General features: G+C 61.8%; 11 protein-coding genes. 3 read left to right on the forward strand and 8 right to left on the reverse strand.

Annotated features, from left to right (window positions below):
* Nucleotides 1-2: 2 nt before the first annotated feature.
* The 8 genes from GL286_RS04610 to GL286_RS04645 form a co-directional block, all read right to left on the reverse strand.
* Nucleotides 3-1,739 carry a SulP family inorganic anion transporter gene (locus tag GL286_RS04610; protein WP_155094331.1) on the reverse strand — a complete coding sequence of 579 codons (1,737 nt, stop codon included), beginning with the start codon at nucleotides 1,737-1,739 and terminating at the stop codon, nucleotides 3-5.
* Nucleotides 1,740-1,929: 190 nt separating this feature from the next.
* Nucleotides 1,930-2,301 (reverse strand): potassium channel family protein, encoded by a 372-nt coding sequence (locus tag GL286_RS04615; RefSeq protein ID WP_211596183.1) that lies wholly within the window; start codon nucleotides 2,299-2,301, stop codon nucleotides 1,930-1,932.
* Nucleotides 2,302-2,303: 2 nt separating this feature from the next.
* Nucleotides 2,304-2,942 (reverse strand): VIT1/CCC1 transporter family protein, encoded by a 639-nt coding sequence (locus GL286_RS04620; RefSeq protein WP_155094333.1) that lies wholly within the window; start codon nucleotides 2,940-2,942, stop codon nucleotides 2,304-2,306.
* A complete protein-coding gene (cax, locus tag GL286_RS04625) occupies nucleotides 2,939-4,027 on the reverse strand; it encodes a calcium/proton exchanger (RefSeq protein ID WP_155094334.1) in 1,089 nt (362 codons plus the stop codon). The genes GL286_RS04620 and cax overlap by 4 nt, the downstream gene beginning before the upstream one ends.
* A 10-nt stretch (nucleotides 4,028-4,037) precedes the next feature.
* Complete coding sequence (gene aspT / locus GL286_RS04630) at nucleotides 4,038-5,726, reverse strand: aspartate-alanine antiporter (protein WP_155094335.1); 1,689 nt, start codon at nucleotides 5,724-5,726, stop codon at nucleotides 4,038-4,040.
* 22 nt (nucleotides 5,727-5,748) lie between these two features.
* Nucleotides 5,749-7,440, reverse strand: a complete 1,692-nt coding sequence (gene aspT, locus GL286_RS04635; protein ID WP_155094336.1) for an aspartate-alanine antiporter — start codon at nucleotides 7,438-7,440, stop codon at nucleotides 5,749-5,751.
* A 16-nt stretch (nucleotides 7,441-7,456) separates the two neighbouring features.
* Complete coding sequence (locus GL286_RS04640) at nucleotides 7,457-10,189, reverse strand: decarboxylase (RefSeq protein ID WP_155094337.1); 2,733 nt, start codon at nucleotides 10,187-10,189, stop codon at nucleotides 7,457-7,459.
* A 145-nt stretch (nucleotides 10,190-10,334) separates the two neighbouring features.
* The gene (locus GL286_RS04645; protein WP_155094338.1) at nucleotides 10,335-10,592 is read right to left on the reverse strand and encodes a hypothetical protein; all 258 of its coding nucleotides are present in this window, start codon (nucleotides 10,590-10,592) and stop codon (nucleotides 10,335-10,337) included.
* A gap of 165 nt (nucleotides 10,593-10,757) precedes the next feature.
* Here GL286_RS04645 and GL286_RS04650 point away from each other — a divergent pair, with 165 nt between their 5' ends.
* From GL286_RS04650 to GL286_RS04660, 3 genes are all read left to right on the forward strand, one after another.
* Entirely contained in the window at nucleotides 10,758-12,389 is a 1,632-nt protein-coding gene (locus GL286_RS04650; RefSeq protein WP_155094339.1) for a hypothetical protein, read from the forward strand.
* A gap of 101 nt (nucleotides 12,390-12,490) precedes the next feature.
* The gene (locus GL286_RS04655) at nucleotides 12,491-12,922 is read left to right on the forward strand and encodes a hypothetical protein (protein ID WP_211596185.1); all 432 of its coding nucleotides are present in this window, start codon (nucleotides 12,491-12,493) and stop codon (nucleotides 12,920-12,922) included.
* Nucleotides 12,915-14,144: an HlyD family secretion protein gene (locus GL286_RS04660; RefSeq protein ID WP_155094340.1), complete on the forward strand. Its 1,230-nt coding sequence runs from the start codon at nucleotides 12,915-12,917 to the stop codon at nucleotides 14,142-14,144. The genes GL286_RS04655 and GL286_RS04660 overlap by 8 nt, the downstream gene beginning before the upstream one ends.
* Nucleotides 14,145-14,159: the final 15 nt, after the last annotated feature.

Here is a 14,159-nt window from a genome sequence, read left to right on the forward strand (position 1 = left end):
TTTTACCCCTGCGGAGCGGCTTCAAAAGCGCGTAGCGCATCGTCCAGATCCTCGAAGATCATCGTCCGGCCAATGGCATCGCTTAGCCCGCTGCGCTGCATCAGGGCTGCGACGCTTGATTGCACCTCGCTTAGCGCCATCCGGATACCCATTCGTTCAATATCGCGGTGCAGGTCTTCGAGCATGGCAATGGCCGTGCTGTCGATCTGTGTGATCGCCGAGGCGTCGATCACCAGCCATCGCGTATCTGCGGCGCGCGCGGCGATGATTTCATGCAAGCGGTCTGCGATGTGATCCGCGTTGAAAAACAGCATGTTGCCTTGGACAAAGCAGATCATCAGCCCCGGTATCGGCTGCGCCTTTGCCGAGCGATGCAGCTTGTAGAAGCCTTGGCTACCGGGAATTTGGCCAAGCAGAACAACCCTTGGCTGCGTTTCCTTGAGGATGACGTAAACAAAGGTCGCGATGATCGCGACCACGACGCCTTGCAACACGCCGAAGCTTATCGCGCCAGCCATGGCGATCAGAGCAAAGACAAATTCGACGCGACTGATACGCCAGATCTGTCGCAGCCCATCAAGGTCGATCACGCTCAGGGCCGCCGCGATCAGGATTGCCCCAAGCGCAGGGATCGGCAATATCCGTAGATACTTGGCGAAGAATGCCACGGCGATCGCCAATACGATCGCCGCCGCCAGACCGGCAATTTGGGTTTTGCCACCGACCGACAGGTTCACCGCCGTCCGCGAGTCCGAGGACGTCACCGCAAATCCGCCCAGCAGCCCCGAGACGATATTTGCCGTGCCGAAGCCGCGCAACTCGGCATTCGGATCGACATCCTCTCCGGTGCGCGCGGCAAAGCTGCGCGCGGTGATGATGCCAGCGCCGAAGCTGACGACAAAGATCGCGGCTGCACCCATGAGCAATTCGGCAAAGGGCAATCCGGCAAGGACCGGAAACCCGATCGAGGGCAAGCCGGTCGGCAAGTTGCCAACTATCCTGATCCCATTGGCCTCGAAATCGAACATGATGGACAGCAGACCGGCCAACACGACGACGATGACAGGGCCGGGTATGCCCACAGGCCGAAACCGGACGATCTGAAGGATTGCGAACATCATCAGGGCCAGCAATAGCGACGGCCAGTGGATGTCATCCGCCTTATCCATCAATTCGGCCAGCGGTGCGATCAGGCCATCGGATTCGATCTTGAGCCCGGTGATACGGCCGATTTGACCGATGATGATCGAAATCGCGACTCCGATGAAAAAGCCTGCAAGGATCGGGCGCGATAACAGGCTGGCAATATTACCAAGCTTCAAGGCACTGGCAGCGAAACAGATCAGGCCGACACCGATTGACAAAAGTGCTGCCGCGCCGACCAGACCTGCCTGAGACAGCGCCGGACTTTGTTGCAGTACCGTGGCCAGAACACCCGCCATGACCGCCATAGTGGCAGCGTCCGGCCCGACGATGAGCCGACGCGACGGACCGAGCAGGGCGTAGCCGATCACGGACCCGATGCTTGCGTATATGCCTGTCTCGGGCGGAAGTCCTGCGATTGCCGGATAGGCGATGGCGCTGGGAATGCCTACGGCAGCGATGGCAAGTCCCGCCGAGATATCCGAGGTCAGCCAGGCACCACGATATCCTCGCAGGCTGGGAAACAGCCGGAACCATTCCTGCGGTCGGTTGGTGTCGCGGCCTTCTGGCGGTGTATTCGCGGGAACGTCTGGCATTTGCGGACGCCTCGTCTGCGGGCTTGCAAAACAGTTAACTGGAAGCTGGATCAGTCGATTCTGGCAAAATAGCACAGCGTAAATATATCATATTCCGGCGAAAATTCGCAATTCATAGCGGTTTCTTGCCATGGCGGATCAAACCTGCGGTGGGGTGATACGCACGTGGGGCAGCCTGGCAAACAGGGCGTCACTTGTCCCATCGATGCCCGATATCGGGATCGTCGTCGTTGTCCTCGCTCAGGGCCAATTCGCGCAGGATTGCTTGCGCAAAAGAGGTCACGGTCAGGACAAACACCCCGATCCCGACCACCAGAAAGCCGATGGCGCAGATCTTGCCAAGCGGGGTCTCGGGTGTCAGGTCGCCATATCCCACCGTCGCCATGCTGACGACCGAGAAATAGAACGCATCCAGAAAGCGCCAATGCTCGATCAGCATGAACAGCGCCGATTGCACCAGCGCGATCAGCAGGCAAACCACCATCAGCGCTTGCACGCGGGGCGTCCGAAAAGCAGTCAGGACGGCAAAGAAAAGCGCGGCATAGGCGTTGACGATGCGCAACCTCAGCCTCCTAGTGCGATGGCGATGCCGACGAGGATAAGTCCAAGTACCACCATGGCAAGTCCGACGCGCCATGCCTGACCCCAATGCCGCCCAAGTGTGCTTCCGGCGATGAACAGCGACGCGACGGCTATGCCATGCGACCAGTAAAGCGCGTGGCGGGCGTCCTCGACCAACAGAAAGGGAAGGACGACCGGCAATGTCGCGGCAAAGACCATGGCAAAGACCAGGGCCGCAGCAAGAAGATCTGCGGGACTAGGACGCGTCTGGCGGCTCGGGGCGGGCAGGCCCAGCAGATGCTGGCGGATGCGTTCCAGATCGGCCTCACCCAGAGCCTCGGCGGCAAAGGGCGGCAGGGCGGCGGTGATCCGGTGCCGCGCATCGGCCGGGGTGGGGGCGGCGCGCACGGCCTCGAAGCTGTGCAGCGCCAGCGCCTTTTCGGCGCGGGTCGACAGCAGATACATGGCCGCGTCGATCAGCCCCCAAGCCAGATTGCAGCCAAGCGCGCCGATCAGCATCAGCCGGACATCCTCGCGCCCGGCCTCGGCAACGTTCAACGAGGCGGTAAAGGTCAGGACCATGATCAGGCCGAACAGGATCTCGCTCGCGCGCGAGATCGGGTCCAGAAGTCGCGTTGTCATTGCGCGGGGGGCAGGACGTAAAGCGTCAGGCCAAAGATCGCATAGACCATCAGCACCAGAACGCCCAGAAACCATGTCGAATGGCCGCCATTGGTCAGCATCGCCGCCGAGATCGCGGCGATCAGCATCATCACGATGGCGCCGGGCCAGAAATCGAGCCCCATCGGGGTGGGGCCGATCACGTAGCTCAGAAGCACCAGCAGCGGCCCGACAAACAGCGCGATCTGCGCCGCGCTGCCAAGGGCGATGCTGACGCTGAGATCCAGCCGGTCCTTGCGCGCGGCCGAGAAGGCCGAGGCGAATTCCGCCGCCCCTCCGACCAGAGAGACGACGATGAAGCCGACAAACGCAGGTGTTAGTCCCAGCGCCGCGCCGGCGACCTCGACCGAGGCCACGAAAATATGGCTGACCAGCGCGACCAGCACCGTGACCGCGGCCAGCGTGGCCAGCGCGATGCCGATGGGCAGGGCCTCGCCGTGTTCCTCATGCTCGGCGCTGGAGAAAGCCTCGCGATGGGTGCCGAGCGAGAAATACAGCCCCAGCACATAGCCCGCGATCAGCAGTACCGCGAGCATCAGGCTGAGACGCTGGATCGCGGCCGGATTGGCCACATGATCCGCCGTCGCCACCGCTGATGGCACCAGCAATGCGACTGTGGCGATGAACAGCAGGCTCGCCTGAAACCGCGCGCCGATGCGGTTGAAATCCTGCACATGGTGGCGCAGCCCGCCCAGCAGGAAGGACGCACCCAGCATGAAGAGCGCGTTCGTCACGATGGCCCCGGCGATGGATGCCTTGACCAGCGCATATTGCCCCGCCGCCAAAGCGGTCAGGGCGATCACCAGTTCAGTCAGATTGCCCAAAGTCGCATTGATCAGCCCGCCCGCCGCGTCTCCGGTCTTTTCGGCAACCGCTTCCGTGGCAAGGCTGAGCATCGCGGCCAAGGGCACGATGGCCAGAACCGAGAGCAGGAAGAGCAGCGTGTGGGCCTCGGGCTTGGCCAGTTCCACGACCAGTACGATGGGGACGAAAATCACCAGCCAAAGCAGCGGGGTCGAGCGGATTTTGTCAAGAAGCTGGGACATGCGCGCCTCGTCAGACGGTCAGGACCAGAATGGGGCCCATCAACGTCAGGGTCACATTCGAAATGGCATAAGGCACTGTATAGCCAAGGACCGGGGTCTCGTTCTCGGCGGCCTGCACGGCGGCGTTCAGCCCGGCGGTGCAGGTGAAGCAGCCCGCCAGCGCGCCGCAGATCACGGCTGGGTTCATCCTCAGGACATAGCGGGCGTAGAGCAGCGACAGCACAATCGGCACGGTGACCGCGATAATGGCAAGGACCGGCAGCAGGATGCCCTGCTGCTTCAGCAGCGTCACCGCCTGCGGCCCGGTGCCAAGCCCGACGCAGGCGATGAAGATCGCCAAACCGAAATCGCGCAGATGCAGGGCGGTGGCGGGCGGCAGGCCTCCGAATTTGGGGTGGCGCGAACGCAGCCAGCCGAAGAGCAGGCCCGAGAGCAGGCAGCCGCCCCCGGTATGCAGCGCGACGGGAGAACCTGCGATAGGCACGGTGATCATGCCGATCAGGATGCCGACAATGATGCCAAGACCCAGATAGACGTAATCGACCGCGATGCCCTGATCGATCGCGTAGCCGATGCTCGGGACCGCGTTGTCCAGCGCCTCAGGCATGCCGTAAAGGCTGACCACGTCGCCCGCCTGCAGCCGCATCTTGGGGCGCGGAATAAGGTTCTGTCCCGCGCGGGTGATCTTGACGACATGAGTGCCACGCCGCTGCTGCGGGTCGATCTTGGCCCGCACGGCCATGATCGTCTCGCCGATGAAGTCCTTGTTGGTCAGGACGACGGTGCGGGTCTCGCCGATCAGGTCGAGGCCGCGCGTGTCGGTGGTCTCAAGGCCCAGAAACGTCTCGGCTTCGAGCAGTTCGTCCAGACGCCCGAGTAGCGCGACCCGATCGCCCAAGGCCAGTTTGCGGTCCTTGGCGGGTTCAACCGCGCGGCCCCGACGGATGATGCGCTGGACGGTGACGAAGCCGTTGAACTTCTTCTCGAAGCTGGCAACGTCAATCTCGGCTTCGGGGCGGGTGACCTGATAGGCGCGTGCGACGATGCCGCGCAGGGCGGATTCCTGCCCCGGATCAAGATCATCGTCCCCGCCGATGCCCAGTTCTGCGGTGTATTTCGCGGCCTCGGCTTTCAGGTCTATGCCCATCAGTTTCGGCGCGATCAGGCTGACGAAGAAGACGACCAGCGTAAAGCCGAACAGATAGGTGATTGCATAGGCCACACCGATATTGGCCTGCATGGCGCTGATCTGCTCGGGCGGCAGGGTCATGCTGCCCAAGGCCTCGCTGGCGGTGCCGACGGCGGCTGATTCGGTGATCCCGCCCGCGAGCAACCCAGCCGCCGTGCCCTTGTCGAGGCTGAAGACCCGCGCCAGCCCCCAGATCGTGGCATAGATCAGCGCGCTTGAGACCAGCGACAGATTCACAAGGTTCAGCGTGCTGCGGCCAAGGCTTTGGAAGAAGCTGGGGCCGCTGACATAGCCCAGCGAATAGATGAACAGAGCAAAGGCCATGGTCTTGATATTGTTGTCGACCTCGACTCCGATCTGGCCGACGACGATGGCGGCGAACAGCGTGCCGGGGATACCACCGAGTGGTATCCCCGCGATCTTGATGCGCCCAAGGGCAAAACCGATCGCCACGCAGACGAACAGAACTGCGATCGGAGAGGCGTCGAAGTAGGATCGGATCGCTTCCATTTTTGCCCCCCGCGGCAAGCCCTCAGATGATCAGCAGCACGATCACCAGCCCCCACAGCGTCAGCAGCGTGTTGCTGACGGCATAGGGGACGGTATAGCCCAGCATCGGTACGTCGCTTTTGGCGACCTCGCCGACCATGGCGACCGAAGCCGTCGAGGTCCGCGCCCCGCCGCAGCAGCCCAGATTGATCGCGTCGTCGAATTTGAAGATATATTTGCCGATATAGGGCGCGATCAGCATCGGGACGGCGGTCGCAAACAGGCCCCAGAAGAACAGGCCGAAGCCCGCCTGTTTCAGCCCGGCGACGAAGGTCGGCCCCGAAGTGATGCCGACAATCGCGATAAAGACGTTGAGGCCCACCGAGTTCATGAACCACAGAGTCGGCTGTGGGATATTGCCGATCTGCGGCTTGACGGTCCTGAGCCAGCCGACGATCAGCCCGACGATCAGCGCGCCGCCCGAGGTCGAGAGCGTGATCGGAATCCCCCGCACCGGCAGGACATAGGCCCCGATCAGCCCGCCGATAAAGATCGAGAGGCCCACCAGAACCATATTCGTGACCGTCTGCGGCCTATCGGCGAAGCCAACTTTCTTCACGAATTCCGCGACATGGGCGCTGGACCCCGCGACGCGCACGATATCTCCGCGATTGAGCTTGGTCTTGGGCATGACCGGGATATTCACCGCCATCGAGCCGCGCCGGATCGAGTTCAGGTAGACCCCGCGGGTATAGGGCTCGCGCGCAAGGTCGATCAGCTCGCGCCCGTCCAGCGCTTTGTTGGTCAGCAGCACATCGACGGCCTCGACCGGGATATCCAGAAGCTCGCGGTCATCGACCTCTTCGGTCTCGCCAAACAGGTTGACCAACACGTCGCGCTTGCCCGAGACGGCGACCACGTCGCCCGCCTTCAGCACCGTATCGGGGCCGGGACTGACCAGTTCTCCGTCACGGCGAATGCGCTCGACAAAGATGCGCTCGCCCTCGCCAAGTCCTTCGGCTTGGGCGGGGGTCTTACCGACGGCGACGCCGCCCTCGCGGACGCGATAGGCGCGAAGCTCGCGGGCGCGCCATGCGCTCAGGTGGCTCGCATCCTTGGAGCCGCCCGCCAGAACCTCGCGCTCATAGCGGGCGCAGGCCTCGGCGATGTTCACGCCCAGCATTTTCGGCCCCAGAAAGGCCAGAATCCAGCCGGTGCCGATGGTCCCGAAAAGATAGGTGATGGCATAGGCCACCGGCATTAGATCCAGTTCCGCCTTGGCCTGATCGGGCGGCAGTCCCGCGCCGTTGATCGCATCCGTCGCCAGCCCCATCGAGGCCGAGATGGTCTGCGCCCCGGCCAGCAGCCCCGCTGCGAGCCCCGCGCCATAGCCCGAGACCTTGGCCGCGATCCACACCACCGCAAGGCAGAGGACCGAGACGACGACCGCAAAGATCGCCTGCGGCAACCCGTCCGTGGCGATGCCGCGAACGAATTGCGGCCCGACGCCGAAGCCCACGGCGAACAGGAACATGATGAAGAAGATCGACTTCACTTGGGACGAAATCTCGATCCCGAGTTGGCCGATGATGACGCCCGCCAGCAATGTGCCGGTCACCGCGCCAAGGCTGAAGCTGCCGAATTTGCGCGCGCCCACCCAATAGCCCACCGCCAGCGTCAGAAAGATCGCCAGCTGCGGATTGGCGCGAAGCGTATCTGCAATATAGCCGAACATGACTTATCCCCCTTTCCTATTTGCGGATGTGGTCTTTTGCGTGATCGGGACGGATCAGCTTGAGACCCTTGGCGCGCTCAAACCCATGGATTTCCTTGACGTCGAGCTTGCGCATGAAGTCGATGGTTTCCTTGCTGATGACCTGACCGGGCACCATGATCGGGAAGCCCGGCGGATAGGGGATCACGAAATTGGCCGAGATCATCGCCGGGCCGGATTTCAGGCGCTTGTCCACATCTGGACTATCGAGCGGCAGATATTCGCAGCCCTCGGCGTAATAGGCGCTGTAAAAGGCCGAGCGCATATCGCCCTCGGGGGTCTTCTTGCCGGCGTCCCAGCGGAAGGCCTCGTGGAATTCGCTGAAATTCGGCAGGTCCGGCACGTCGGTCATCAGCGATTTGACGCGGGCCGCGAAAGCCGCGCGGCCGTTCTCGCCATTGGCGGCCAGATCGCGCTCGATCTTGTTGCTGATCTCCAAAAGCACCCGGATCAAGTTCGCCACATCGCTGCGGGTATTGTTGATGTTGGATTGCAGCAGGACAGAGTTGCGCGAGGTCTTGTTGAACTGGATGTCGTAATCATCCGCCATCATCTTCTTGAACTGCGTGCCGTCGAAGCCCGCCGTGCCGCAGACCAACGTGATGCGGGTCGGGTCAAGGCAGAACTCGTCCTCATGCATCGAGCGGACCTGATCCTCCCAATCGGTGCCGGGGGTCAGGAAGTCGCTGAAGCCGGTCTGGCGGTATTCGGCAGGGATCATCTCGCTGGCGCTGAGGACGCGGAAATATTTCGAGATGACGGGATGGGCATTGACCTCTTTGCGGATATCCAGCGCGATCTCGATGGCGTTCGCCACCAGCCCGTAACCCTCCAGCTCCATCTGGCGGCGGGCGACATCTAAGCTGGCGATCAGTTGCTGGTTCGGGCTGGTCGAGGCATGGGTGAAGACCGCCTCATGGAACTGCGCCTCAACGCTGGCGAAATCCACGTCGCGGACCAGCAGCATCGAGCCCTGCCGCAGCGCCGACATCGACTTGTGGGTCGAGTTCGTCTGATAGACCCGCATGCGGATCTGGCGCGGATCGGGGATAAGTCGGGTTTCCATCAGCTTGGCGGCGGATGGGTTCTTGCCCAGTTCCTTCTGCTGCGCCTCGTAAGCATCGACCGAGGCGGGGTCCTTCATCCAAGCCGAGATCGCCTCGGCTGCACCCATCGCGGTGCGGGGCCGCAGGAAAGGCGACCAGCGGGCAAAGCCGAACCATGCCTCATCCCAAAGGAAGATCAGGTCGGGCTTGATCGCGAGACATTCCTCCATCACGCGGCGGGTGTTGTAGATATGGCCGTCAAAGGTGCAATTGGTCAGGTCGACCATCTTGGCGCGGTCAAGTCGCCCCTCGGCCTTCAGGTCCAGCAGCGCCTTCTTGATGCTGGAGAGCGGGACCGCGCCATACATCGAATATTCCGTCATCGGGAAGGCGTCGATGTAAAGCGGCTGTCCCCCCGCCAGCACCAGCCCGTAATGGTGCGACTTGTGGCAGTTGCGGTCCAGAAGCACGATATCGCCCGGCGCGACCAGCGCCTGATGCACCATCTTGTTCGAGGTGCTGGTGCCGTTCGTCACGAAGAACACGTGATCCGCGCCAAAGGCCCGCGCGGCCATTTCCTGAGCCATTTTGATATTACCGGTCGGCTCAAGCAGGCTGTCGAGACCGCCGGTCGTGGCCGAGGATTCCGCAAGGAAGATGTTCAGCCCATAGAACTCGCCCATGTCGCGGATCCAGTCGGATTTGAACACCGACTTGCCGCGCGCGATGGGCAGCGCATGAAAAGTGCTGATCGGGCGCATCGCGTATTTCTTGAGATTGTCGAAAAAAGGCGTGCGGAAGCGGTCGTCGATGCCTTCGAGGACGCAAAGATGAAGCTCAAGCAGTTCTTCGACCGCGTAAAGCACGCGGCGCAGACCAGCGGCGCGAGGATCGCCCGCGATCCGTTCCACATTGCGGTCCGAGAGCAGATAAAGATCCAGTTCCGGCCTGATCCGCTTCAGCGCACCCGCCAGCGACAAGGGCAGATCGTCGCCCGCGACATGGGCGGCGTCCAACCCAGCCGTGGCCAGAAAATCGCGCAAGACTGGCAAATCAGCGGCGGCCTGATGGTCGAATCCTTCATAAATCGTTACCGCCAAAATCGCGGGGTTCAGGATCGCGGCGCAGATCGCTTCCTCGAAACTGGCGACGGGAACGGTTTCGTAGATGAAGCTGTCCTCGGGGCGGCGCAGGCGTCGGGTTTGCGCGATGATGCTTTCCCCGCGTGAGGCAGCACCGGGGGCAACCACCATCATCTCGAAATAAGGACGATGCCTGCCGCCACGTGCCATGGTCGGTGTGTTCAGATCGGGCGGGGCTTCGGCGACGATCTCGGCGGATTGCCAGTCGCCAAGGTCGCCTTTGTAGGATCGTGTCAGGATCGATTCCGAAATCCGCTGAGCCAAACCCGCCGCAGCGCCTGACTGGTTGCCGTCGATCCGGCCTCGCAGGGTCGCCAGCAATTCGCGCCCCGGATAGGCAAAGAAGCCTTCATATCCGGATAGCTCGTCCAAGGCCGCCCGAACTGTGGCCTGATCGGTGCTGCCGCGCGCCCAGTTACGGGTCGCGGTATGCAATGCGCGCCAACGATCCGTGCGCTGGCCCGGAAATGCAAAGAAATGATCGCCGCGGCGATCCGGCGATTCGACGGTCTGCTTGTCCATGGCTCCCCCTCCAAGACAATAACGGCCCAACGCTGCCGCGCTGAGTGTCCTTCGTCGGGGGAATCATATGGCCAGAGAAAACACCGGCGCGATCAGGCTTATGTATCTTACTGTTAACTACGGGACTTGCCGTGATCGGCCATGCTCAATCGACCTTGTAGTCGTGGCGATGTTCCAGAAGATATTCGCGCAGTTCGTTGTCCAGTTCGGGCAGAAGATGGCGATATTCATCGATCTCGGGACGGTAAACCGCGTCGGGACGCGCCTCGAAACGCTTCAGCGTTTCCACGGCCAGCGCCATATCCCTGCAAATTGCCTGAAATCGGCGGTCGTGCAGGTATAGCCTGCGGATGCTATCAGCATGATCGGGAAGCCGCTTGATGACATGTTCGATCACATGCATGGCATGAAACCCTCGACTGTGGCAAAATCGGAAGGCAGTCCGTCAAATCACTTGGAATTACCCGATATTTCGGCATTATCCGGACTGTCACGAGTACGTTACCGTAACAGACCGCTTTCTAAGCTGCGCAGTTGCTTGAGCCTTTGCCGTTATAGGGAAATAGGAATGTCTGACGGGTTGTCGAGGACGATCCCCGAGGCGGAAATCCGTGCGGAGCTTGAGCGTATTCTTGCATCCGCCAATTTCCAGACCTCCGAGCGGAACGGCCGCTTTCTGCGCCATGTCGTCGAGGAAACTCTTGCTGGCCGGGGCGAGCGGATCAAGGCCTATAGTATCGCGACCAGTGTCTTTGGCCGCCCGAGCGACTTTGACCCCTTGCAGGATTCCATTGTCCGCATCGAGGCTGCGCGCCTGCGCCGCGCCATCGAGCGTTTCTATCTGCTGGAAGGTGCGCGCGTCGGACCTCGGATCACCATCCCGAAGGGAACCTATGTTCCCGAATTTTCGCTTTTCCCGATGGAAAGCAAGCCTTTGCCCGCGAACCGGCCCATGCCGGTGCCTACGGAAGGTCCAGCCCTTGAACGCGGCCCACGCATTCTGGTCGAACTGTTCGAGCAAGAAGGGGATCTGGCCCTTTGTCCCACCATTGGCCGGACGCTGACGCGGCAGGTGATCGCGGGGCTGACGCGCTTCACCGATCTTTTCGTCTATGGACCGGCCACGGCCGAGTTGGCGGGGGCGGCACAGGCGCTTGAAATAGATTATCGCCTGTCGGGAACGCTGACCTTGTCCAAGGACCAGTTGCATGCCGATCTGCTGATGAGCCGCGCGACGGACGGCCGTTATGTCTGGACCCAGTCTTTTGATCGTGGACTTGGCCCTGATCGCGATCCCCAGCATATCGTCAGCCTTTGCGCCGAGATCGCGGGCCAAATCGTTCGCGTGGTCGCGCTGCGCGATGGCATTCTGGACAGTCAGGCAAGGGATTCCGGTGGTGCGGCTCCGCGACATCTTGCGGGTTATCAGAAGCTTCTGGATTTTCAGGATTACTGGCGCACATTGGACCCGCAACGTTTCGAGCCTCTGCGTCTTGAACTTGAGGCGACGATTGCCGCCGATCCGGGATTTGCTGCCGCCTATGCCTGTTTGTCGCTTTTGTACAGCAACGCTGCACGCTTCGGCTATCAGGCCGGCCCTGCTCCGTTGAATCGAGCATTGGATCTGGCGCACGAAGCGATCCGGCTGGCTCCGAGTTCCAGCAAGGCCTACCATGCACGGGCTATTGCCGAGTGGTTTTTGGGCCAACCCGAAGTGGCGCTTTCGACTTTGCAACTGGCCCGCGCGCTGAACCCCAACGATCCCGAATTGATGGCCGAACTTGGTTTTCGTCATGCCAAACGGATGGAGTGGGACGAGGCCGTGCCCTTGCTGGAGGAAGCCTATCTGCGCAATCCCCTGCAAAGCGGGCAATATCGCATGGGGTTGTTCCTGTTCCATCTGGCCCATGATCGCCCGACCGAGGCCCTGCGAGAGGCATTGGCGATCAACGCTCCGGCTGTCGGTCATTTCCATCTGGCAAGTGCGGCAGCGCTGTCCGAGATGGGCCACCGCGACGAGGCCCGCGCCTATCTGGACAAGGTCAACCAACTGGTTCCCGGTCTGCGGGCGCGGCTAGCCGAAGATCTGGCCTTCCGGCAGATCCACCCCGAACTGATCGCTTCGATTCTACGCGCCATCGACAGGATCGACCCCAATCCGGGGAAGGTCTGGCCGCTGCGGCCCCGTCCGGCGCGCTAACAGTGAGTTACATGAGCGTATTCTGCGGATCGGCAGGCTGCGGATAAAGTGAGGACGGTTTCTGGCCGCAAAGCGTGCCGGAACAAGAACGGAGAGGCGATTTGACGACTGAAACGCATGGTGAGACGTTGCTCCACCCCGAAGCGGTGGCCCATTTGCCGCCCTTCGTCACGCTTCCGGGGCAGACCGACTGGCTGATGATCGCGACGGGGATCTTTCTGTTGGTCGCGGTCGTCGGCGTCGGTGTTTTCTATTTCAAACTGCACGCGCTGCCCGAGCAAATGGCCCATCGCGGTCAGAAGATCCAGCTTGAACTGGTCGCCGTACTCGCGCTTATCTCGCTGTTCACCCATAACCATGCGTTCTGGATCGCGGGTCTGCTGATTGCGATCATACCAATTCCGGATTTTACCACGCCGCTGACCTCGATGGCGCATTCGCTGGGTCGCATGGCGGGCATTTCGCCGTCTCAGCCGCCCGTTGAACCTGCGTCCGAGACTGCCGACGAGGATAAGGGGGCAGGTCATGCTTGAGCTGCTGCTTTGTTCCTCGATCACTGTCCTGCCCGACTTCCTTTACCGTCGCTTCGCGCAGGGCAAACGGCTTGGGCGCGAGATCACGCTGTTCACCGTCTGGTACGAACTGCGTTGGGGCATCGTGATGTGCCTCTTGCTGACGATCAGCCTGATCACCGCGATTTTCTATTTCCACCCTTCGACCAAAGCCGCGACCTCGGTGTTTCGCACCGTTACCATCCTGCCGCAGACGAACGGGCGCGTGGCTGAAACCTTTGTCGACATCAACCAGAAGGTGAAACAGGGCGATCCGCTGTTCCGGCTAGAAGATTTCGAGCAGAAGGCGGCCGTCGAAATCGCCCGCCGCAAACTGGCCGAGATCGAGGCCGAATTGAAAGTCGCGACAATTCAGGTCCGCGAGGCCGAGGGACGCATCGCGCAGGCCCAAGGTATGTTGGCGCAGGCGCAGGATGAATACGAAACCCGCAACGCGCTGCTGCGGCAGAACTCGACCGCCATCGCGCGGCGGGATGTCGAACGCGCCGAAGTGCAGGTCGCAACCCAGCAAGGTCAGGTCGATGCAGCTATTGCGGCCCGCGACGCGCTGGTGGCGCAGGTCGAACACCAGCTGCCCGCCCGCAAGGCCAGCGCCGAAGCCGCGCTGCATCAGGCGCAGGTCGAGTTGGACAAGACCCTTGTCGTTGCGGGGACCGACGGGATCGTGCAGCAATTCGGGTTGCGTGCGGGTGACGTGGTGAACCCGATGCTGCGTCCGGCGGGTATCCTTGTGCCTGAGCGGCGTGTGACGGGTCTGGTCGCCGGATTTGGCCAGATCGAAACTCAGGTGATGAAACCGGGTATGATCGGCGAGGTCACCTGCGCCGCGAAACCGTGGCAAATCATCCCCATGGTCGTGACCGAGGTGCAGGACGTGATCGCGGGCGGGCAGGTGCGGGCCAGCGATCAACTGATCGACGTGCAAAATCTCTCGCCTGGCGGTTCGATCACGGTCATCATGGAACCGCTCTACGAGGGCGCGCTTGACGGGCTCCCGCAGGGTGCGAGTTGCATTGCCAATGCCTACACCAGCAATCATGACAGGCTGGAGGATGAAAGCCTTGGAACCTTGAAACGCTTTGCCCTCCATGCGGTCGATGCCGTGGGCCTGGTCCATGCGCTGATCCTGCGCATTCAGGCCTTGCTGCTACCGATCCAGACGCTTGTCCTGAAAGGCCACTGAAGCAGAACAGGAGAA

It is taken from the genome of Paracoccus aestuariivivens (assembly GCF_009711225.1).
In the GTDB taxonomy this organism is placed as follows: Bacteria; Pseudomonadota; Alphaproteobacteria; order Rhodobacterales; family Rhodobacteraceae; genus Paracoccus; species Paracoccus aestuariivivens.